Annotated in this window: 29 protein-coding genes; 3 read left to right on the forward strand and 26 right to left on the reverse strand. The window is 41.0% G+C overall.

The genetic code is table 11. From position 1 onward, the window contains the following. Positions 1 to 6: 6 nt before the first annotated feature. The 21 genes from rplO to rpsJ form a co-directional block, all read right to left on the reverse strand. Positions 7 to 441, reverse strand: a complete 435-nt coding sequence (gene rplO / locus MT391_RS08345; RefSeq protein WP_028869297.1) for a 50S ribosomal protein L15 — start codon at positions 439 to 441, stop codon at positions 7 to 9. A 2-nt stretch (positions 442 to 443) separates the two neighbouring features. After that, entirely contained in the window at positions 444 to 626 is a 183-nt protein-coding gene (rpmD, locus tag MT391_RS08350) for a 50S ribosomal protein L30 (RefSeq protein WP_025563066.1), read from the reverse strand. A 6-nt stretch (positions 627 to 632) separates the two neighbouring features. After that, positions 633 to 1,133: a 30S ribosomal protein S5 gene (gene rpsE / locus MT391_RS08355; protein WP_025563067.1), complete on the reverse strand. Its 501-nt coding sequence runs from the start codon at positions 1,131 to 1,133 to the stop codon at positions 633 to 635. An 11-nt stretch (positions 1,134 to 1,144) separates the two neighbouring features. Beyond that, positions 1,145 to 1,495, reverse strand: a complete 351-nt coding sequence (rplR, locus tag MT391_RS08360) for a 50S ribosomal protein L18 (protein ID WP_025563068.1) — start codon at positions 1,493 to 1,495, stop codon at positions 1,145 to 1,147. 11 nt (positions 1,496 to 1,506) lie between these two features. Further along, positions 1,507 to 2,040 (reverse strand): 50S ribosomal protein L6, encoded by a 534-nt coding sequence (gene rplF, locus MT391_RS08365; RefSeq protein WP_499497541.1) that lies wholly within the window; start codon positions 2,038 to 2,040, stop codon positions 1,507 to 1,509. Positions 2,041 to 2,050: 10 nt separating this feature from the next. Further along, on the reverse strand, positions 2,051 to 2,443 hold the full coding sequence (gene rpsH / locus MT391_RS08370; protein ID WP_499497543.1) for a 30S ribosomal protein S8: 393 nt from the start codon (positions 2,441 to 2,443) through the stop codon (positions 2,051 to 2,053). 25 nt (positions 2,444 to 2,468) lie between these two features. Next, on the reverse strand, positions 2,469 to 2,774 hold the full coding sequence (rpsN, locus tag MT391_RS08375; RefSeq protein ID WP_134289639.1) for a 30S ribosomal protein S14: 306 nt from the start codon (positions 2,772 to 2,774) through the stop codon (positions 2,469 to 2,471). Positions 2,775 to 2,785: 11 nt separating this feature from the next. Continuing rightward, complete coding sequence (rplE, locus tag MT391_RS08380) at positions 2,786 to 3,325, reverse strand: 50S ribosomal protein L5 (RefSeq protein WP_025563072.1); 540 nt, start codon at positions 3,323 to 3,325, stop codon at positions 2,786 to 2,788. Between the two features lie 12 nt (positions 3,326 to 3,337). Continuing rightward, positions 3,338 to 3,652 (reverse strand): 50S ribosomal protein L24, encoded by a 315-nt coding sequence (gene rplX, locus MT391_RS08385; protein ID WP_299667050.1) that lies wholly within the window; start codon positions 3,650 to 3,652, stop codon positions 3,338 to 3,340. Between the two features lie 10 nt (positions 3,653 to 3,662). After that, entirely contained in the window at positions 3,663 to 4,031 is a 369-nt protein-coding gene (rplN, locus tag MT391_RS08390; protein ID WP_025563074.1) for a 50S ribosomal protein L14, read from the reverse strand. 173 nt (positions 4,032 to 4,204) lie between these two features. After that, positions 4,205 to 4,456, reverse strand: a complete 252-nt coding sequence (gene rpsQ / locus MT391_RS08395) for a 30S ribosomal protein S17 (RefSeq protein WP_028869302.1) — start codon at positions 4,454 to 4,456, stop codon at positions 4,205 to 4,207. Beyond that, complete coding sequence (gene rpmC, locus MT391_RS08400) at positions 4,456 to 4,647, reverse strand: 50S ribosomal protein L29 (RefSeq protein WP_028869303.1); 192 nt, start codon at positions 4,645 to 4,647, stop codon at positions 4,456 to 4,458. The genes rpsQ and rpmC overlap by 1 nt, the downstream gene beginning before the upstream one ends. After that, positions 4,647 to 5,057: a 50S ribosomal protein L16 gene (gene rplP / locus MT391_RS08405; RefSeq protein WP_025563077.1), complete on the reverse strand. Its 411-nt coding sequence runs from the start codon at positions 5,055 to 5,057 to the stop codon at positions 4,647 to 4,649. Before rplP ends, rpmC begins: the two co-directional genes overlap by 1 nt. A 12-nt stretch (positions 5,058 to 5,069) precedes the next feature. Then, positions 5,070 to 5,759, reverse strand: coding sequence for a 30S ribosomal protein S3 (gene rpsC / locus MT391_RS08410; RefSeq protein ID WP_025563078.1), 690 nt, complete (start codon positions 5,757 to 5,759; stop codon positions 5,070 to 5,072). A 3-nt stretch (positions 5,760 to 5,762) separates the two neighbouring features. After that, the gene (gene rplV, locus MT391_RS08415) at positions 5,763 to 6,098 is read right to left on the reverse strand and encodes a 50S ribosomal protein L22 (RefSeq protein ID WP_025563079.1); all 336 of its coding nucleotides are present in this window, start codon (positions 6,096 to 6,098) and stop codon (positions 5,763 to 5,765) included. 8 nt (positions 6,099 to 6,106) lie between these two features. Beyond that, positions 6,107 to 6,382, reverse strand: coding sequence for a 30S ribosomal protein S19 (gene rpsS / locus MT391_RS08420; protein ID WP_025563080.1), 276 nt, complete (start codon positions 6,380 to 6,382; stop codon positions 6,107 to 6,109). 14 nt (positions 6,383 to 6,396) lie between these two features. Next, on the reverse strand, positions 6,397 to 7,224 hold the full coding sequence (gene rplB / locus MT391_RS08425) for a 50S ribosomal protein L2 (RefSeq protein ID WP_499497546.1): 828 nt from the start codon (positions 7,222 to 7,224) through the stop codon (positions 6,397 to 6,399). Positions 7,225 to 7,236: 12 nt separating this feature from the next. Beyond that, positions 7,237 to 7,536 carry a 50S ribosomal protein L23 gene (gene rplW, locus MT391_RS08430; protein ID WP_028869306.1) on the reverse strand — a complete coding sequence of 100 codons (300 nt, stop codon included), beginning with the start codon at positions 7,534 to 7,536 and terminating at the stop codon, positions 7,237 to 7,239. Then, a complete protein-coding gene (rplD, locus tag MT391_RS08435; protein ID WP_028869307.1) occupies positions 7,533 to 8,138 on the reverse strand; it encodes a 50S ribosomal protein L4 in 606 nt (201 codons plus the stop codon). The genes rplW and rplD overlap by 4 nt, the downstream gene beginning before the upstream one ends. Before the next feature lie 14 nt (positions 8,139 to 8,152). After that, positions 8,153 to 8,791, reverse strand: coding sequence for a 50S ribosomal protein L3 (gene rplC, locus MT391_RS08440; protein WP_028869308.1), 639 nt, complete (start codon positions 8,789 to 8,791; stop codon positions 8,153 to 8,155). A gap of 15 nt (positions 8,792 to 8,806) precedes the next feature. After that, positions 8,807 to 9,118, reverse strand: coding sequence for a 30S ribosomal protein S10 (rpsJ, locus tag MT391_RS08445; protein WP_025563085.1), 312 nt, complete (start codon positions 9,116 to 9,118; stop codon positions 8,807 to 8,809). 376 nt (positions 9,119 to 9,494) lie between these two features. Here rpsJ and MT391_RS08450 point away from each other — a divergent pair, with 376 nt between their 5' ends. From MT391_RS08450 to MT391_RS08460, 3 genes are read left to right on the forward strand one after another with little or no spacing between them, the layout of a single operon-like run. Next, entirely contained in the window at positions 9,495 to 11,552 is a 2,058-nt protein-coding gene (locus MT391_RS08450; protein ID WP_499497548.1) for a GNAT family N-acetyltransferase, read from the forward strand. Continuing rightward, the gene (locus MT391_RS08455) at positions 11,539 to 12,231 is read left to right on the forward strand and encodes a pseudouridine synthase (RefSeq protein ID WP_499497550.1); all 693 of its coding nucleotides are present in this window, start codon (positions 11,539 to 11,541) and stop codon (positions 12,229 to 12,231) included. The genes MT391_RS08450 and MT391_RS08455 overlap by 14 nt, the downstream gene beginning before the upstream one ends. After that, entirely contained in the window at positions 12,218 to 12,535 is a 318-nt protein-coding gene (locus MT391_RS08460) for an MGMT family protein (protein WP_499497551.1), read from the forward strand. The genes MT391_RS08455 and MT391_RS08460 overlap by 14 nt, the downstream gene beginning before the upstream one ends. A gap of 82 nt (positions 12,536 to 12,617) precedes the next feature. On the opposite strand, the gene MT391_RS08465 is transcribed toward MT391_RS08460, so the two are convergent. The 5 genes from MT391_RS08465 to MT391_RS08485 all read right to left on the reverse strand — a co-directional run. After that, positions 12,618 to 14,807, reverse strand: a complete 2,190-nt coding sequence (locus MT391_RS08465; RefSeq protein ID WP_499497553.1) for an alpha/beta fold hydrolase — start codon at positions 14,805 to 14,807, stop codon at positions 12,618 to 12,620. 5 nt (positions 14,808 to 14,812) lie between these two features. Beyond that, on the reverse strand, positions 14,813 to 16,702 hold the full coding sequence (locus MT391_RS08470; RefSeq protein ID WP_499497554.1) for an acyl-CoA dehydrogenase family protein: 1,890 nt from the start codon (positions 16,700 to 16,702) through the stop codon (positions 14,813 to 14,815). 226 nt (positions 16,703 to 16,928) lie between these two features. Continuing rightward, positions 16,929 to 19,061: a 3-hydroxyacyl-CoA dehydrogenase NAD-binding domain-containing protein gene (locus MT391_RS08475; protein ID WP_499497556.1), complete on the reverse strand. Its 2,133-nt coding sequence runs from the start codon at positions 19,059 to 19,061 to the stop codon at positions 16,929 to 16,931. Beyond that, positions 19,061 to 20,350, reverse strand: coding sequence for a thiolase family protein (locus MT391_RS08480; RefSeq protein ID WP_499497558.1), 1,290 nt, complete (start codon positions 20,348 to 20,350; stop codon positions 19,061 to 19,063). Before MT391_RS08480 ends, MT391_RS08475 begins: the two co-directional genes overlap by 1 nt. Positions 20,351 to 20,752: 402 nt before the next feature. Beyond that, the coding region (locus MT391_RS08485; protein WP_499497560.1) for a class I SAM-dependent methyltransferase at positions 20,753 to 21,432 on the reverse strand (680 nt) is incomplete at its 5' end.

The raw sequence follows: 21,432 nt of genomic DNA on the forward strand, positions 1-21,432 counted from the left end.
TACCTATTATTCCTCGATTTTTCCGCCTGCCGCTTCAATTGCAGCACGAGCACCTTTCGTTACACGAAGGCCTTGTACTGTTACTGAGCGAGAGATTTCACCAGATAGAACTACTTTAGCAAACTTAGTAGTGTTTGTTAGTAGACCTGCCTGTTTCAACGTTTCTAGCGTCACAATATCGCCTTCTACTTTAGCAATTTCGTTCAAACGAACTTCACCGCTAACTAGAGATTTACGAGATGTGAAACCAAATTTTGGTAAACGTTGTTTTAATGGCATTTGACCGCCTTCAAAACCAGGACGTACAGTACCGCCTGAACGAGATTTTTGACCTTTGTGACCGCGGCCACCTGTCTTACCTAGTCCAGAACCGATACCACGGCCTACACGTTTAGCAGCAGGCTTAGAGCCAGCTGCTGGAGATAGAGTATTAAGTTTCATTATTACCCCTCAACCTTAACCATATAGTAAACTTTATTAACCATACCACGTACAGCAGGAGTATCTTGCAACTCTACTGTGTGACCGATGCGACGCAGGCCTAGACCTGTTAATGTTGCACGGTGCTTTGGTAAACGGCCAATTGCACTTTTGGTTTGAGTTACTTTAATCGTTTTAGTAGCCATGCTGAATTACCCCAGAATATCACTAACGTTTAAGCCACGCTTAGCTGCGATTTGCTCAGGAGAGTTCATGCTCTCTAGTGCATCCATCGTAGCGCGGACAACGTTAATTGGGTTAGTTGAGCCGTAAGCTTTTGATAGTACGTTCTGTACACCAACAACTTCTAACACGGCACGCATTGCACCACCTGCGATGATACCAGTACCTTCAGATGCTGGTTGCATATATACCTTAGAACCAGAATGACGGCCCTTAACAGGATGCTGCAGAGTGTTACCTTTTAATTGGATTTCGCTGATATTGCGACGTGCTTTTTCCATAGCTTTTTGAATAGCTGCTGGAACTTCACGAGCCTTACCATAGCCGAAACCAACACGACCATTACCATCACCAACAACTGTTAGTGCTGTAAAGCTAAAGATGCGACCACCTTTAACTACTTTTGAAACACGGTTTACTGCGATTAGCTTTTCGTTCAGATCACCGGTTTGAGATTCTACTTTTGACATAATCTTTACCCTTAGAACTGTAGACCAGCTTCACGAGCTGCGTCAGCTAGTGCTGCAACACGACCGTGGTATTGGAAACCGCTACGGTCAAAAGAAATTTTAGAAATTCCTTTCTCTACCGCGCGTTCTGCAACTAATTTTCCAATTAGTTGAGCTGCTTCTTTATTACCACCGTTCTTAACTAGTGCAATTACTTCTTTTTCTAATGTAGAAGCGCTTGCTACGACTTGTGCGTCTGCTGTAATTACCTGCGCGTAAGTATGGCGAGGTGTACGGTTGATCACAAGACGAGTTGCACCAAGATCTTGCAATTTCTTACGTGTGCGGGTAGCACGACGAAGACGAGATGCTTTCTTATCCATAGTGTCTTACCTTACTTTTTCTTCGCTTCTTTACGACGCACGTTTTCATCAGCGTAACGAACACCTTTACCTTTATAAGGTTCTGGTGGACGGAATGCACGAATCTCTGCAGCTATTTGGCCAACTTGTTGCTTGTCAGAACCAGAGAGGATGATTTCTGTTTGGCTTGGAGCCGTAGCAGAAACACCTTCAGGTAATGCATATACAACAGGATGAGAAAAACCTAAAGTTAGGTTGATTTCTTGACCTTTAACTTGTGCACGGTAACCAACACCTTGAAGAAGAAGAGTCTTCTTAAAGCCTTCAGTTACACCAACAACCATATTGTTAACGTTAGCACGTGCAGTACCTGCTTGTGCCCATGCGTCTTTAGCACCTTCAACAGGTACGAAAGTTAACACGCCATCTTCAAAATTAACAATAACAGCATCATTAAGAGTACGAACTAATTCGCTATTACCACTTTTAACAGTGATCTCTTGACCATTTACTTTTACTTCTACGCCAGCAGAAACAGTAATCGGTGCCTTAGCTATACGAGACATAGATTACTCCTTAAGATACGTAACAGATGATCTCACCGCCGATGCTTGCATTACGCGCAGCTCGGTCAGTCATAACACCTTGAGAAGTTGAAACGATCGCAATACCTAAACCAGCCATAACCTTAGGAAGATCATTTGCACCTTTATAGATACGAAGACCTGGACGGCTTACTCGTTTGATAGTATCGATTACTTTTTTGCCTTCGAAGTACTTTAAAGTAACTTCTAATTCAGGCTTTGTGTCACCAGCAACAGCGTAATCTGCAACATAACCTTCTGCTTTAAGCACAGCTGCAATTGCAACTTTTTGCTTAGAAGAAGGCATCTTAACAGATACTTTGCTTGCTGCTTGACCGTTACGAATACGCGTTAGCATATCCGAAATAGGATCTTGCATGCTCATAACTATTTACTCCGTGATTAATTGATTACCAGCTGGCTTTTTTCAGGCCAGGGATTTCTCCGCGCATCATATGCTCACGAACCTTAATACGGCTCATGCCAAATTTACGAAGATAACCATGTGGACGACCAGTAACGTTACAACGATTACGTTGACGTACTGAACTTGAATCACGAGGTAGCGATTGAAGCTCTAACACTGCATTCCAACGATCTTCGTCAGATGTATTTACATTGCTAATAGTTGCTTTTAATGCTGCACGCTTTTCAGCGAACTTAGCAACTAACTTCTCACGTTTTACTTCACGCGCTTTCATTGATTGTTTAGCCATTTTCTAACTCCTTACTTACGGAATGGGAAGTTGAACGCAGACAAAAGTGCGCGTGCTTCTTCGTCAGACTTAGCTGAAGTAGTAATTGTGATATCTAAACCACGTACCTTATCAACTTTATCGTAATCGATTTCAGGGAAAATGATTTGCTCACGAACACCCATAGAGTAGTTACCACGACCATCGAATGACTTAGCATTCAGGCCACGGAAATCACGTACACGTGGGATAGCGATTGTTACCAAACGCTCAAAGAAATCCCACATACGTGCACCACGTAGTGTTACTTTACAACCAATCGGGTAGCCTTCACGAATTTTGAAGCCTGCCACAGAGCGGCGTGCTTTAGTGATCATTGGCTTTTGACCTGAGATTGCTGCCATATCTGACGCAGCGTGCTCTAGGACTTTTTTATCAGCCAGTGCTTCACCAACACCCATGTTAAGGGTGATTTTCTCTATTCGAGGGACTTGCATGACAGACGTGTAGTCGAATTGCTTTTGCAAATCAGACACCACGTTGTCTTTATAGAAATCATGCAGTTTCGCCATCGTAAACTCCAGTTACTTCACAAGTTCATTATTAGATTTGAAGAAACGTACTTTTTGTCCGTCTTCTAATCTAAAACCAACACGATCTGCTTTACTCGTTGCCGAGTTGTAGATCGCAACATTTGATACTTCGATCGGTGCATTTTGTTCAATGATACCGCCAGTTACACCCGCTTGTGGGTTTGGCTTTTGGTGTTTCTTTTGAACATTTACACCTTCAATAATTACTTTACCGTTAGCTAAAACTTGAGAAACTTTCCCAGTTTTACCTTTATCTTTACCGGCAATAACAATTACTTCATCGTCACGTTTTATTTTTGCTGCCATTTTCGGTTCCTTACAGTACTTCTGGCGCCAGTGAAACTATCTTCATGAAATTTTCATTTCGAAGCTCACGGGTTACAGGGCCAAAGATACGTGTACCGACTGGCTGGTTGTTTGCATTCAAGATAACCGCAGCGTTGCGATCAAAACGAATAACAGAACCATCGGGACGACGTACACCTTTTCTGGTACGCACTACCACAGCTGAATGAACATCACCTTTTTTAATTTTTCCACGAGGAATTGCTTCCTTCACAGAAACTTTGATGATGTCACCGATTGCTGCATAACGGCGATGCGAGCCACCAAGGACCTTAATACACATTACGCGTCGAGCGCCACTATTGTCGGCGACATCTAGCACACTTTGCATTTGGATCATTATAGTGCTCCGCTATTTACTATTGATACTCTCTAATGAGTCGTGTTCCCATATTTTCAGGGAGCGGCATCATACCACCAACTTTATTAGAAAGATAGTCTAAAAAAACGGCACTCAAAAAATGAGCACCGTTTCGCTTATGTAATCAAATTTAACTTACTGAAAACAGTAGGTTATGCTTTGGTTACGATTTGTGCCAATGTCCAAGACTTAGTCTTAGATAAAGGACGACATTCACTTACTAGTACAATATCACCTTCATTACATTGGTTTGTTTCATCATGTGCATGTAGCTTTGTAGTACGCTTCATGAATTTACCGTATAACGGGTGCTTCACTTTACGTTCAACAGCTACAACGATAGACTTATCCATCTTCGCACTGATTACTTTACCTTGAAGAGTACGAGTGTTTTTTTCGCTCATTACGCACCTGCCTTCTGATTTAATACTGTCTTAACACGGGCAATGTCACGACGCACTTGTTTAATTGAGTGCGGCTTTTCTAACTGACCTGTGTTTAACTGCATACGTAAGTTAAATTGCTCACGTAATAAGTTTAGAAGTTCAGCATTAAGCTCTTCAACGCTTTTTTCTTTAAGTTCGTTAGCTTTCATTACATCACCTTACGAGTTACGAAAGTTGTTGCCACTGGCAATTTAGCTGCTGCAAGAGCAAACGCTTCACGAGCTAATGCTTCTGGAACACCTTCCATTTCATAAAGAACTTTACCTGGCTGAGTTTGAGCAACCCAATATTCCACGTTACCTTTACCTTTACCTTGGCGCACTTCTAACGGTTTGCTGGTAATCGGCTTATCAGGGAACACACGGATCCAGATTTTACCTTGACGTTTAACATGACGAGTCATTGCACGACGTGCTGCTTCGATTTGACGAGCAGTAATTCGACCACGACCAGTTGCTTTTAGTCCAAATTCGCCAAAGCTGACTTCCGCACCTTTAGAAAGACCACGGTTGCGGCCTTTCATCATTTTACGGAACTTCATACGTTTTGGTTGCATCATAGCGTATTTCTCCTACTTACCGCGACCTTTGCGTTTTGGTTTAGCTGGCGCTTCTTCTTGTTGAAGTGGTAAACCACCAAGAATTTCGCCTTTAAAGATCCAAACCTTAACACCAATGATACCGTAAACAGTCAATGCTTCTGATGTTGAGTAATCAATATCGGCACGAAGAGTATGTAGAGGTACACGACCTTCACGATACCATTCGTCACGAGCGATTTCTGCACCACCAAGACGACCACTAACTTGAACTTTGATACCTTTAGCGCCTAGACGCATAGCATTTTGTACCGCACGCTTCATAGCACGACGGAACATAACACGACGCTCTAACTGAGAAGAGATTGAATCTGCTACTAGTTTTGCGTCAAGTTCAGGTTTACGAACTTCTGAGATATTGATTTGAGCTGGAACGCCCGCCATTTTAGCAATAGCTGTGCGTAGCAATTCAACATCTTCGCCTTTTTTACCAATTACAACACCAGGACGAGCTGTGTGAATAGTCACACGTACGCTTTTCGCTGGACGTTCAATAGTAATTTTAGACAAAGAAGCATTTTTCAATTTCTCTGTTAAGAATTTACGGATTTGAAAATCACTGTATAAGTTATCTGCAAAATCTTTTTTGCCTGCATACCAAGTAGAGCTAAATGCTTTAGTGATACCTAGGCGAATACCGTTAGGATGAACTTTCTGTCCCATTGTTTAACCCCTGTCTGATACCACTACTGTGATATGGCAAGAACGCTTCATGATGCGATCGGCACGGCCTTTCGCACGCGGCATGATACGCTTCATTGTTGGACCTTCGTCAACACAAATTTTTGTGATAACTAGTTCATCAACATCAGCGCCTTCATTATGCTCGGCGTTTGCAATTGCAGAATCTACAACTTTCTTAATCAAAACAGCGGCTTTCTTAGGGCTGTATGATAAAAGTTCTAGTGCTTTTTCAACTGGAAGACCACGTACTTGATCTGCCACCAAACGCGCTTTCTGAGCCGAAGAACGAGCATATAAATGTTTAGCTAAAGCTTCCATAATTACCTCTATTTCTTCGCTTTCTTATCCGCGACATGGCCACGGTAAGTACGAGTTGGTGCAAATTCACCCAGTTTGTGACCGATCATTTCATCAGTTACGAATACTGGCACGTGTTGACGCCCGTTATGGACAGCGATAGTTAGACCAATCATATCTGGAATGATCATAGAGCGACGAGACCAAGTCTTAATAGGCTTTTTCTCGTTGCTGTCAACCGCTTTCTCTACCTTCTTCAGCAAGTGTAGGTCAATGAAAGGACCCTTCTTGAGAGAACGTGGCATGGCGATACCTCTGCTTATTTCTTATTACGACGACGAACAATATACTGATCAGTTTTCTTGTTCTTACGAGTTTTGTAACCCTTAGTTGGAACACCCCAAGGAGAAACAGGATGACGACCGCCACTTGTTTTACCTTCACCACCACCATGTGGGTGATCTACTGGGTTCATTACAACACCACGTACGGTAGGGCGAACACCACGCCAACGCGTAGCACCAGCTTTACCTAGTTGACGTAGCATATGTTCTGCATTACCAACTTCACCGATTGTTGCACGACACTCAGCAGGGATTTTACGCATTTCACCACTACGTAAACGTAGAGTAACGTAAGCACCATCACGAGCTATAATTTGGCTGTATGAACCAGCTGAACGTGCAATTTGTGCACCTTTAGCAGGTTTCATTTCAACAGCATGTACTGTTGTACCTACTGGGATATTACGCATCGGTAAACAGTTACCTGCTTTGATTGATGCATCTTCACCAGATTGGATCACATCACCTGCAACCAAGCCTTTAGGAGCTAGGATGTAGCGACGTTCACCATCAGCATAAAGTACTAGTGCAATGTTCGCACTACGGTTTGGATCATATTCCAAACGCTCTACTTTTGCCGGGATACCATCTTTATTACGTTTAAAATCAACTAAACGATAGTGTTGTTTATGACCACCACCGATATGTCGAACCGTAATACGACCGCCATTATTACGACCACCAGATTTAGATTTTGACTCTAAAAGTGGCGCGTATGGCTTGCCTTTATGCAGATCGTTATTTACCACTTTAACTAAGTGGCGACGACCTGGAGACGTAGGCTTACATTTTACAATAGCCATAAAATAATTCCTCTACTCAGCGCCATCGAAACTGATATCTGCACCTTCAGCCAGAGTAACATATGCTTTTTTCCAGTCGCTACGGCGACCCATACGTTGACCTGAACGCTTGGTTTTACCCTTCACGTTTAGTGTGCGAACACCAGTAACTTCAACATCAAATAACTTCTGAACTGCCGCTTTGACTTCTGCTTTAGTCGCAGTACCTGCAACTTTGAATACCATAGTGTTATGGTTTTCAGCAGATAAAGTTCCCTTTTCAGAGACATGCGGGGCTAGAATAACTTGCAGTAAACGTGCTTCACTGATCATGCTAGGCTCTCCTCAATCTTTTTCACTGCATCAGCAGTTACTAAAACTTTATCAAACGCGATTAGGCTAACTGGGTCAATGCCTTGCACATCACGAACGTCAACTTTGTACAAGTTGCGCGCTGCTAAGAATAGATTTTCATCTAATTCTTCAGTGATGATTAATACATCTTTAAGATCCAGGTCTTTTAATTTAGCTGCAAGCTCTTTAGTTTTAGGAGCCTCAACAGTAAATTTCTCGACAACGATTAGACGATCCTGACGAACTAACTCAGAAAGAATACTTCTCACTGCACCACGATACATTTTTTTGTTAACTTTTTGGCTATGGTCCTGTGGACGAGCTGCAAAAGTTACACCACCACCAACCCAAATTGGGCTGCGGATTGTACCTGCACGTGCGCGGCCAGTACCCTTTTGACGCCATGGCTTCTTACCACCACCGCGAACTTCACTACGGGTTTTCTGAGCGCGAGTACCTTGACGAGCACCAGCTGCATATGCAACGACTACCTGATGTACAAGGGCTTCGTTGTATTCACGTCCAAAGGTAGTGTCAGAAACTTCAAGAGCACTTTGTGCATCTTTCAATACCAATTCCATTACTAACTCCTCGGCTATGCTTTAACAGCAGGTTTGATGAATACGTCGCCATTTTTCGCACCAGCTACTGCACCTTTAACGAGCAGTAAGTTGCGTTCAATGTCTACGCGTACAACTTCAAGGTTTTGAGTCGTAACACGCTCAGCACCCATGTGACCAGCCATTTTCTTGCCTTTAAATACGCGTCCAGGTGTTTGACATTGGCCAATTGAACCTGGAGCACGGTGGCTAATAGAGTTACCGTGAGTCGCATCTTGCATAGAGAAATTCCAACGCTTAACAGCACCTTGGAAACCTTTACCTTTAGATTGACCAGTAACATCTACTTTGTTTATTTCGTTGAACAACTCAACGCTTAGCTCAGCACCAACTTGAATATCTGCACCTTCGTCTTGACCAAGGCGGAATTCCCATAAACCACGACCTGCTTCAACACCTGCTTTCGCAAAGTGACCAGCTTCAGGCTTGTTTACACGGCTTGCTTTTTTAGAGCCAGCAGTTACTTGAATAGCTTGGTAGCCATCAGTATCAAGTGATTTAACTTGAGTAACACGGTTTGGTGAACATTCTAGAACTGTAACTGGAATAGAGACACCATCTTCAGTGAAGATGCGAGTCATACCAACTTTACGACCTACTAGACCGATTGTCATTACGATAACTCCTCTCTAACCCAAACTGATTTGAACATCAACGCCAGCAGCTAGATCTAGCTTCATTAGTGCGTCAACAGTCTTTTCAGTTGGTTCTACGATATCAATCAAGCGCTTGTGAGTACGAATCTCATACTGATCACGTGCATCTTTATTTACATGCGGTGATGTCAGTACTGTGAAACGCTCTTTACGAGTAGGTAGTGGAATAGGACCACGTACCTGAGCACCTGTGCGCTTTGCAGTTTCAACGATCTCCGCCGTTGATTGATCGATCAGTTTATGATCAAAAGCTTTAAGGCGGATACGGATTCTTTGGTTCTGCATGGACCAAAACTCCTAGTTAAAAATACAACATACAAATATACACCTGAAAACCTATCCTAGATAGACCTCAAGTGTATATTCAAACTAGTAGCTCCCCAATCGGGAGACATTTTTGATAACCAATATTATTATCTGGCTATGGGTTAAAAAACCCACCTGCCATATTGGCAAGTGGGTGTATAATACACTAACTACTTACTAAAGCAAGTAGTTAATGCTTATTTGTTTAAAAAACATTCAAAAAGATCTGCCTGGTGTTATTTGCACTCGGATCCAAGGTTAAAGGGCTGCTTGCAGGTATTAACTCGCCCTTTTTATGTTACATTTTATGCTTATTGTGCAATTCATACTCATTTTATTGTTATTAGGATCTCCTGTGTCGTCTGCCATAAACTTTTACCAACAACGTAAACATATAGCAGAACAATCTGCACATAGACAATTGTGTTGCTTACAGGGGAGTGAACTCTGGTGTCAGCAACAAGCTCTGAGTATTATCGAGCATAGCGCCCTTCCCTATCGATGGTGTGGAGAAGCCCCTTCATCTGTTACATGCAGTGATGCTAAATCACTGCTAGGGCAAGATGTTTGCTTATTAATTTTGAATATGCACAAAACATTTGATGCCAATATGTTTGCGGCTGCTGAAGGTTCTGTCTGTGCAGGATCGGTTATTGTTTTATTACTTCCACAGCAACTAAGTGAGATAGACTATTTTTCTCATTACATGCAGCAGCAACTTAAGCGGCATAAGTTTCCAATATTGGTAGAAAATCAGCCGATAGCAAATACACCACTACACAATTTTAATGGCAAACCTTCCTCACCCTCAGTACAACATTTAGATATAGAAGAACAACAACTGGCCGTACGCAAGATTATTAAAACAGTTACAGGGCATCGTAAACGACCTTTAGTATTAACGGCGAATAGAGGAAGAGGAAAATCTGCAGCGCTTGGTATGGCGGCCGCGGAATTACTTAATCAAGGTTTAATGAAGATTATTGTTTGTGCACCAAATAAACAAGCTGTAACTACTTTATTTAAACACGCTAAATTAAACATTAGTGATGCAAATAATTTACAAAGACTACAATTTACGGCACCTGATGCATTAAATATTGAACAGACGGCATGTGACTTATTGGTCATTGATGAAGCTGCAGCTATCCCGATTAAACTGTTAGCGATATTTGCACAACGCTATTCTCGTGTTGTATTTGCCACGACTCAATTTGGTTACGAAGGCTCTGGGAGAGGATTTGCACTACGCTTTCTACAACAATTAAAGCTTATTTCACCTCAGTATCGAACTTTCCAGCTTGATCAGCCTGTACGTTGGGCCAAAGGTGATCCAGTAGAAGCTTTTACTTTGAGTAGTTTATGTTTGATGGAATCGACTCTGGCAATGCATACATTAGAGTCCCAACAAAAAACTCAAATCCGTGTGCTCAAAAAAACTGAATTACTGCAATCAGGTACATTATTAAATCAAATTTTTTCGCTGTTGGTTAATGCCCATTATCAAACCAAACCTTCTGACTTAGCGGCTTTGTTAAACGATCAAGATTTAACACTGATTGTAATGCAACAAGAAGATAAAATATTAGCGGTGGCTTTAGTCAAACATGAAGGTGGACTTGATAACATCACTAGCGAACAAATTTATCAAGGCAAGCGCCGTCCTGTTGGGCACTTAATCGCGCAATCACTGACTTTCCATAGCGGATTCGAACTTGCTGCTACTCAACGTTTCGCTCGCATACAGCGCATTGCTGTACAACCCGATCTGCAACAACAATCATTTGGTAGTCAATTATTAAACTGGATAGTTGATTGGGCAACAACGCAATCATTTGATCACCTATCCGCTAGTTTTGCTTGCAGCGACTATTTACTGCGTTTTTGGTTAAAAAATCGGTTACAAGTATTACGCATTGGCACCCGCAAAGATAAAAGTAGCGGACAACACTCATTGATGGTTAATTTACCTTTAAGCCAGCAAGGTGAAGAATTACACCATCAAATACAGACTGACTTCCATAAACAGGTTAAAGTACAACTTAGTCGACAACTTAACCAATTAGACTCATCATTAGTAACGGTTTTATGGCCACAAATAGTAGTAACCAGGCCAATCAACAATATAAAGCAATCATTATCAGCTTATATTAATGCCCATCGCGGTTATGAGAATGTTGAATACCTATTAATTGAGTTATTGCATAGTACACCGCTAAAGGTGTTAACTCAGCGACAACAAAGGTGTGTGATTGAAAAGATTGTTCAAAATCACAGTTGGCAAAGCATCGTCCAAGCACATAAATTTAGCGGACAAAAACAAGCGCAAACTTTTTTAAAAAACTGTATCTGCGATTTACTTACAAAAACCACGACGAACGAAGAGAATACACAACATAATGAGACTCGATAAATTTATCTGTGAATCAACAGAGTTAACACGTAGCGAAGCAAAAAGTGCAATCCGTAAGGGTTTAATTAGTAATCAAACAGGTACCTTACGTAGTGGTTCTTATAAAGTAGATGCTAACGATATTATTGAGCTTAAAGGTAAAGTGCTCACAATCCGTGGGTTCCGCTACATTATGCTTAATAAACCGCAAGGATATATTAGCTCTAATGTTGATGAACAAATGCCAAGCTTATTAAACCTAATCGACATAGAAAAAAAGCAGAACGTGTTTATTGCCGGACGATTAGATGCTGATACAACGGGCTTAATTCTAATCACAGATGATGGCCAATGGTCGCACCAAGTTACTAGCCCACGTAAAAAATGTGAGAAACGTTACCGCATAACGCTACAAGACCCAATCAACGATGAAGCCGTCGCTTTATTTGCACAAGGTGTTCAATTAAAAAGTGAAACGAATCCTTGTTTACCTGCAAAACTACAAGTGCTTTCAGATCATGAGGTGTTGTTAACCATCAGTGAAGGGAAATACCATCAAGTAAAACGTATGTTTGCTGCGGTAGGCAACTTTGTGACAACCTTACACAGAGAACAAATAGGCAATGTAGAATTGGATCATAACCTAGCACCCGGTGAGTCTCGTTTTTTAACGGAGCAAGAGGTCAATGGATTCAAATAAGCCTTTTAACCAACAATGCTATGACCTGCTACGCCAAATACCAAAAGGTAAGGTGGTCACTTATGCAGATATTGCACATCGTCTAGGTGGCAAAGCTTATCAAGCAGTCGGTAACGCAATGGCTAATAATCCTGATGTTATTGTTGTGCCCTGTCACCGTGTAGTTAATAGTAACGGTGCTATAGGAAAATATGCATTAGGCATAGAAAAGAAAATAGCTTTGTTACAAGAAGAAGGTGTCGAACTTGATACTGATAAAATCAAAGTGCTTAATTTAGACAAGCAACGTTATACTTTTTTATAAAGTCGTACGTCGCTTACTACAGACTCCGAATTTAATACTCGGTTGCTGTTACTTAATTTAATACTTGGTGTTGTCACTTCGTCTAATAATAGGGCTCTGTTACTTTTTTGATAAAGTCTAATAGAGGCCTATATACTTGTTCTGCCCGCTTCCCTCTTACAATAACGTGATGATCTGTATTGATACTGTGTAATTGCTTATCTTTACTCAATACTTTTTCTATTATTTCCTCCGCACCATCCACATCAATAGTAGGGTCGTTGCTTCCTTGAATAACTAATAATGGTAAAATAACGCGTTCTAAGTGCTCTCTACAACTATCCTGCAATAAAAGTAGTTGCCTCAACCCTGCAATGTATATTCGGTCGTAATTACTATCAGAACATTCAGGTTCATTGTCTATCCATTTGATCGTGCCAGTTTCCATGGAAAAACTGCTTAACATATTATTCCAGCTATCTAATAAAGAAGAAAAGAACACTGATTTTTGTTTTAAGACTAATGCCGGATTAATTGCCACTACCCCGGCAATATTATCGACATTTGCACAGCTTTTAATCAACGCCAATAAAGCCCCCGCTGAAAAACCAACGACAACAACCTTTTGATGATAATGAGATAAAACAGCATAGCCACGATTAACAGATTCTAACCAACCTTTAACCGTACAATTTCGCATCTCTTTAGATAATGTACCATGACCACTCAACCGTACTAAATAAACCCCATAACCTAATTCATTAAGCTTTTGTCCTAAGGCTTGCATCTCTTTTGGTGAAGCTAAAAAGCCATGGATCAATATAATTCCAGGTTGGTTGGCTTTACCCGATAAATGTTGGGGTTTACCAATATCACGACTTTTTGTGTGTAAACGATCAAAAGACCGCATACGTTCATCTTCAAATAAGCAACAATCTGTTTTCAATACTTGAGCTGACACTTGCAAAGATAATTTTTTAGGTGATGTCGTAATCAGCCGCTTTATATGTTTCACATATTTAGTCATTACTTCAAATTCATTAGCAAGCACACTAACGGTACTTTCAATACGCATGCGATGAAAAGAGTAAGGCATTGCAAATTTTTCATGATTGACCATGATTTGTCCATTTTCGATGGTCGCGGCTTGTTCATTCAACACTAATTTAATGATTAACTCATAGGGCTCATAACGTTCACCAGACACAAGATTGATCACCCCTTCCGATAAACTCTGATGAACACGACGTTGTTTGTTCTCTTTAATCTTAATAATGGCAAGGTAGATAATTTTTTTGAAATCAGCCTCTTTGATCCCCTGCGCCGGAACAAAACGTAATGCCGTAGCAACTAAATGATCCATATTAATGGTCAGGCTACTGTACACCCTCAACATAAACTCATTAGTTAATCGATGGCGCATTGCTCCCATTAAATAATCCATACGCTTAGCAGGAGAAATAAAAGGGCTAAGTAATGCAAAGAAACGTCGATATAGTTTAGTAAAGCGTCGTAAATCTATTGCATGTCCAAAGGAGATCGATATATCGCACTCTTCCAGAATAATATTGCCCTCTACCAAAAGCTCTTCTTCCACAAAATCAGGAATGTCTTTGAAAAAAAGCTGAGCCCCGGAAGATAACAAGTTTTTACCTGGTCGAAGTGGGTAATAACTAATATTAACCGGCACAATATGCAAATCTAAGGGGGACAGGTCCGAGGGACCATGTAAGCTATAGGTTTCTTGATAGTAGCTAATTAAAGTTTCGTTATTATCTATAATTGCCTTTTTATAATCCTCTTTTTTAAGAAAAGTTTGCAATGCTAACATTGCTGCACCAGTGTGCGGAGCACGCGCCGTTGCATCGGATATTTGCATCGACAAACGACCTTTATCCAGCACTTTTTTATTTTTAACCATCGCACCTTCAGGATAAATAACCCAATTATAAGTGCCACGCATTAACTCTGAGATGATTTTTTCATTGCGTCCGGGTAAATTTAAGGGCAGTGCACCAACAGACTCTAAAATACTGCCAAACTTACCCACAAATAACGAACTGTCAGCCAGCGAGTGCACCATTTGACCGTTAAATTTATATAACGCCTGTGGTAACAAGGCCGTTTCCATACGCGTAAAGTGATTCACTACAAACAGAGTGGGGTTGTTACTTAGGTACTCAACCCCCTCCGCAGAAACAGAAGACTTGGTAAATTGTTCAATAATTTGGATCAACCAACCTGATAACAAAAAAGAAGAACTAGGTTTTTCCAATGTTGGACGATCGCGCATAGCAATTATTCTCCCTCAGCAATAGGGTAAATACCTGCTTCCAACCATTGATACTGTTCACTCAAAATATCTTCTGCAATCGCTTTAGCGGTACTTCGCTGTGGAGTAGATAATGCTTTAAAATGCGCTTCTACCCTTTCCGTTGCTAGTACACAATGATGATCCGCTAATGCAGTCGCATTTTCATTGCCGAGTGAAACTTGGTTTTTTGCATAGGAGCAAGTCACCGCCATTGCAAATAATTCACAACCAATGGTCATTAGGTGCCCTAGTGTTTCTTGGCGTAATTCAAGCTTTTCACGATGTAACAACATCTGTTCAAACAGAACCCGTGCTAAACGGTGTGAGGTGCGTTGGCAATAATTAACATGTTCGGTTAAAGTGCCACTGAGAGTAAACTGTGCAATAAACTCTTTGTTAAGAATTTGTGATGGATACCAAGAGGCGTATTCTTTAAACAACTTAAAAGCAGCATCACGCTTAGTAGTGAAATCCGCACCAGGTTTAATCAGGTCAGAAGCCAAAGATAAGTGCGTATCTAACGCTTCACGGCTTAAAAACAACTCCATAACATCAGTGGTGCCTTCAATAATACGGTTAATACGGCAATCACGTAACATACGTTCCACTGGGAAAGGTAACTCTCCACGGGCTTTTAATGAACTGGCTTTTTCGTAACCTCTACCACCAAACATTTGTACCGTTTCGTCCATCACACTCCATGCCATTTCACTACAAAATAGCTTCGCCATTGCAGCTTCCATACGAATATCCACATCACCTTTATCAGCCATAAAACTGGTTATCCAAGTAACACCTTCCATCGCAAAGGTAGTCGCCGCGATATAGGCAATACGATTTGAACCTTTTTCATGCTTTGCAATAGGCAAACCCCATTGCACACGTTTTCCTCCCCAACGACGAGTCATATTTAAACACTGCTTGGCCATACCAGTACTTGCGGCGGGGATAGTTAAACGACCGGTGTTTAGGGTTGCTAATGCTATTTTTAGCCCTTGCCCTTCCTGTAAAATTCTATCTTCGACAGCGACTTCAACGTTTTTAAATTCAATTAAACCATTTTGAATACCGCGGATACCCATGAAATCACAGCGATGTTTTATAGTGATCCCAGAACTTTTCCCTCTTACAATAAAAGCAGAGATTTGCTTAACCTCTTTTCCATCAACTATTTTAGGTGCCGTGCAGGCCATCACAACCAAATAATCCGCAATCAAGCCATTGGTACACCACAGTTTTTCTCCGTTAATAAGATAATGGGTTCCGGCGCCATTCAAGGTGGCAGTTGTTTCCATTTGCGCAGGATCGGAGCCTACGCTAGGTTCAGTTAATGCAAATGCAGAGATAGCCCCCTCTTTAAAGAGCGGTAAAAAACGTTGTTTTTGCTGTTCTGTTCCAAATAGTTTAATCGGTTGTGGCACACCAATACTTTGGTGGGCTGAAACAAGCACAGCGGTAGAGCCACAATGACTGGCGATAGCCATCAGCACACGATTATAGTTAACTTGCGACAGACCTAAACCACCATACTGTTTAGGGATTTTCATAGAAAACACGCCTATACCAGCAAGCGCTTTCATCGCTGCAGTGGGGATCGTACGCGTTTCATCAACCAAATCTGCATCTAAAGTGTCGGCTAAGACTATGCCTACTTTTTCCACTAATTGATCACCAACTGATTTATCTTCTGCAGTTTGAGTTGGGAAAGGGAAAATGGCATCAGATTTAAATTCTCCCATAAATAAGGATTTAGCAAAACTAGGATGCTGCCACACAGATTCACGTGCCGCTTCGGTAAGGTTCAACGATGAGGCTTTTTCATCACTCATCTTAGAGGTATCAATCACTACTTTTTTATCTTCAGGAAAACTCATAATAGCTCCTTAACTAACTACTTATATCCAGCCAATCAAATAGTGGAACAATCTTATCGCTTACCATGAGTTGTTAGCTCTTTATTCAACTAACTCACTCAAGTAATGGCTGTTAACCTATTAATAATATTGGGATAACAGCCAATAATATTTACTCATAAATTCAAGTAATAAGTGCAATCGTTTCTCTACTTAAACCTAAAATAGGTTTCAACATTAAATCAACTTAATGATAGAAACCATGCCCCTGTTCAACACATTTCAACAGATAAGGAGCAACTTCGTAACGGTTCCCTACTTGTTGGTGTAATTTCTGTAAGCGCTTCACCACTTCGTCACAACCAATACTATCTGCCCAACGGCATAAACCACCACGCCACGCAGGAAACCCAGTTCCCATGATCATGGCGAGATCTAATTGTCCCGCATTAGTAACGATATCCTCATCAAGACATCGCGCAGCTTCATTGACCATCACTAACATCAAACGGTCAATTATGTCTTGATCGCTAAAGTCTTGGCTGTCAGCAACACAATCTGCTTGATACAATAATTCGTTAACCTCTACCTGTTTATTTTTATAATGATAAAAACCTCGCCCACCTTTTTTACCCGATAATTTCAACTTATCGTGTATATGTTCGAGTACAGGCGCAACCGCCATCCGCTCACCAAAACCGGCTTGTAAAATTGCTGCGACTTTATAACCAACGTCAATGCCCACTTCATCCGCCAATTGAAAGGGTCCCATCGGCATACCAAAACTATTAATCGCTAAATCCACCTTTTCAATATCGGCCCCTTCTTGTAATAAATAAGCAGCTTCATTTAAGTAGGGTAATAAAATACGATTAACCAAAAAGCCCGGACAATCACCAACTACTATCGGAACTTTCCCCCAGGCCTTACTAATAGCAATCGCTTTAGCAATGGTTTCCTGACTGCTTTGCTGCCCCTTCACAATTTCTACTAATGGCATTCGATTAACTGGGTTAAAAAAGTGCATACCACAAAACTGTTCAGGGTGCGTTAACACAGAAGCCATTTCAGTGATCGATAACGCCGAAGTATTAGAACAAAGCAAACTACCTTCCGGTAGTTCAGCCTCCACCTCTTGCAATACTTGTTTTTTAACCGACATCACTTCAACAACGGCTTCAATGGCAACTTGTACTCGGTTAAAACCGGTAAATTGCAACGATCCACCAATCCGGTTCATTGCATAGTCAATCGCACCTTGCTTAATACGGCGTTGCTTTTGTAACTGATTAAAATAACTGGCAGCTTGCTGATAACCCAGTTCAATAGATGCCCAGTTAATATCTTTAACGCGAACCGATAACCCTTTATAACTCATTAACCAAGCGATCCCCCCTCCCATTACGCCAGCACCTATCACCGCGCCTGAAGTAGGTAACTCTACATTTTGTGGATAACTCTCAGATTGCTCTTTTTTAACTTGTTCATTGAGAAAAAATAAGCCGATAAGATGTTTACAAATAACCGTTGATGCTAAATCGGAAAAGGCCGCTAATTCTCGCTTTAAGCCTTCTTCAAAACTGCATTTGTTACGGTACACCTCGAGTACAGCGAGTGGTGCAGGATAAAAACCTTTGCTTGTTTTCATTACATTTTGCCGAGCCTTCTTAAGGATCAACAAGCGAGCAGGATGCGTCTTCATCGCCAAGGCAGTCATTTTTTGCAAGGCACTTTTAGGTTGCCTTCTTTTTAATAGGCTTGCTTGGAAGGATTTCTGTTTGAGGTTTTCTAAGAACTGTTCAACTTGCGCATTAAATTGTGCAGATGAAAATACTTGATCAACAAGTTTTATACGATATGCCTTTTCTGCACTAACTAACTTACCCGGCAGTATGATAGCTAGTGCTTCGGGTAACCCTATCAAACGAGGTAAACGTTGCGTGCCTCCCCAGCCAGGAATAATACCTAATTTAACTTCAGGTAAACCTATTTTAGTTTTCGGATTATCTGAGGCTAAACGAAAATCACAGGCTAAAGCTAACTCACAACCACCTCCAGCGCATGCACCATCGATAATTGCAATCGTTGTTTGTGGTAAGGCATCGAGTCGATTAAAAATTTCTTGTCCTAAATGTGCTTTTTTCTTAGCCATTTCAGGACTATCAATTTTTTGTAGCTCTTGGATATCTGCCCCTGCGATAAAAATATTCTTTTTAGCGCTTTCAAAGCTAACAATTTGTTGTGGTGAGGATTTAATGTCTTGCAGCAAAGAATCTAGCTCTTGCATCAGATCAGATGAGAGCTTATTAATCTTTTGATCTTGTAAATCAAAAGTAACTCGAATTAACCAATCATTTTTTTGTACGTGAATGTGTTTCATTACTCCACCTCCAACGCTAATGCAGCACCTTGTCCGCCGCCAATACATAGGGTTGCTAAACCACGCTGTAACCCCTGACGTCTGAGCTCATGTAGCAGTGTTAAAATTAAACGCCCTCCGGTTGCGCCTACTGGGTGCCCTAAGGCAATCGCACCGCCATTAACGTTTAACTTATTTGGGTCTAACTCACCTAATGCCTGTGCTCTTTGTAAGTATTTCTGAGCAAAAGCTTTACTCTCAAAGGCACATTGATTGGCAATTACTTGAGCCGCAAATGCTTCATTTAATTCAACCAAATCAAAATCAGAAAGTGCCAAACCTGATTTATCTAATAACTTAGCAGTAGCATAAGCAGGACCTAAGCCCATTCTATTTCCTGCTAATCCGGCATAACTATAATCAGTTAAATAACCTAATGGTGTTAATCCCATGGCTTTTGCCTTCGATTCAGCCATCACAGTAAACGCAACCGCACCATCGGTAATAGGACACGCATTCCCAACCGTAACAGTACCTGCTAGGCGGTCGAAATAAGGGCGTAACTTAGCCAGAGCGGCAAGGGTTTGATTATCACGAGGGCCATTATCTAAATGTTGCATATGCTGATACTTAGGCGCAATTGCAACGCTAATAATTTCATCGGCGAATTTGCCAGATTGTTGCGCTTTTATCGCTTGTTGATGGCTATTTAAAGCAAATTGATCTTGTTGTTCACGCGTAATAGCGAATTCTTTAGCAAGCACCTCTGCCGTTTGCCCCATGTTTAAGCCACAAACAGGGTCGGTTAAACCTTGTTCAATACCAATCACAGGCTTCAAAAAAGATAAACGAAATTGAGAGAAGAGTTTGAGTTTTGCAATCGGTGTTTTAGCAAACATCATTTGCATCATGAACTTAGTCATTTTAGGGCTATACAGAAGTGGCACGCTAGACATAGATTCACTGCCACCAACCAATGCAGTGTCAATTTCTCCAGCCAATATTTTATTGGCAGCAGTAGTCATAGATTCCATGCCTGAGGCACAATTGCGATTGACGGTATATGCACTAGTAGAAACAGGAAACCCGCCCTGTAATGCAATGACTCGGGCAATATTCGCTGCGTGACCTGGTTGAGCAACGTTGCCCATGATCACTTCATCTATATCAGCATAGTCTAGTAACGAGTTGGCCATTACTTCGCGGACAACAACCGCACCTAATTGATCTGCCTGCATGCCTTTGAATTCAGTACCGGCTTTACAGAATGGGCTACGCCAACCTTCAATAATTGCGAGTCTTTCTTTCATTAACCACCCCCAGCATTATTCCTATGCTTTAAAACAGCCATAAAAATAATAAAAATGCTTTCCTGAAGGAGTCAATAAATACCCTCAGGGCATAAAAATTAACAATTCACAGTGACTTTTAAAATGGTAAGAAGATGAGCATGATGTTGTAAAGATTAAGTATTTCATGATCACTTGCTTATATTACACACGATCTTCAGTATAAAGGTGCTTTATTTTTGAGCAAGGCAAATACAATAAGCCCCATCGAATTCGCGAGGGGTATCGCATAAGTTACCTTTAAAATATGAAAAAGTAATATTAAGAGCAATAAAATACAGGAAGTTATTATATCGCTCTCATCAAATGAAATGTTGAAGGTGTGTGATCATGGAAGTATAAGCTGATGTCACTTAAAGCTATTTAGCTTTGAATTAAACTTTCATTAAGCAAGCTTTCTAAGCAATGTTCTTGGATCCCATAATAGGCTTTTATATTAGCAATCTGAATTAAAATTTTAGCTTGTTCCTTGCCATTAGTTGATGGCTTTTTGATCGCTAAAATCATCTTATTTTTGTTGGTATGCTCTAAACTAATAAACTCAAATACTTTAGTGGTATAACCATTAGCCTCTAATAATAGAGCCCTTAACGAATCAGTTACCATTTCTGCTTGCTGACCTAAATGCACACCATATTGTAACATTGGTTGAAATAATTCCGGGCTTTGCATTTGCGGGCGGATCTGTTTATGACAACATGGCGAACACATAATAATACTGGCGTTAGCACGGATCCCATAATGAATCGCATAATCAGTGGCAATATCACAAGCATGCAATGCAATCATGACATCAGTTTGTTTAGGCGCATGGGTTTTTACATCACCACACACAAAATCTAACCCCTGATGATCTAATGTTGCCGCAGTTTGATTACATAAATCAGCTAAAGCTTGACGTAACTCTACCCCTGTAACTTGTGCGTCATTTTGTAATGTATGACGCAAATAATCATGAATAGCAAAGGTTAAGTAACCTTTACCAGATCCAAAATCGACAACGTTAAGTGGTGTGCTTGTATCCCTTGGAGAAACCTCCAATG

Origin of the sequence: Vibrio sp. 1-Bac 57 (genome assembly GCF_037546855.1) — a bacterium.
Classification (GTDB): Bacteria; Pseudomonadota; Gammaproteobacteria; order Enterobacterales; family Psychromonadaceae; genus Psychromonas.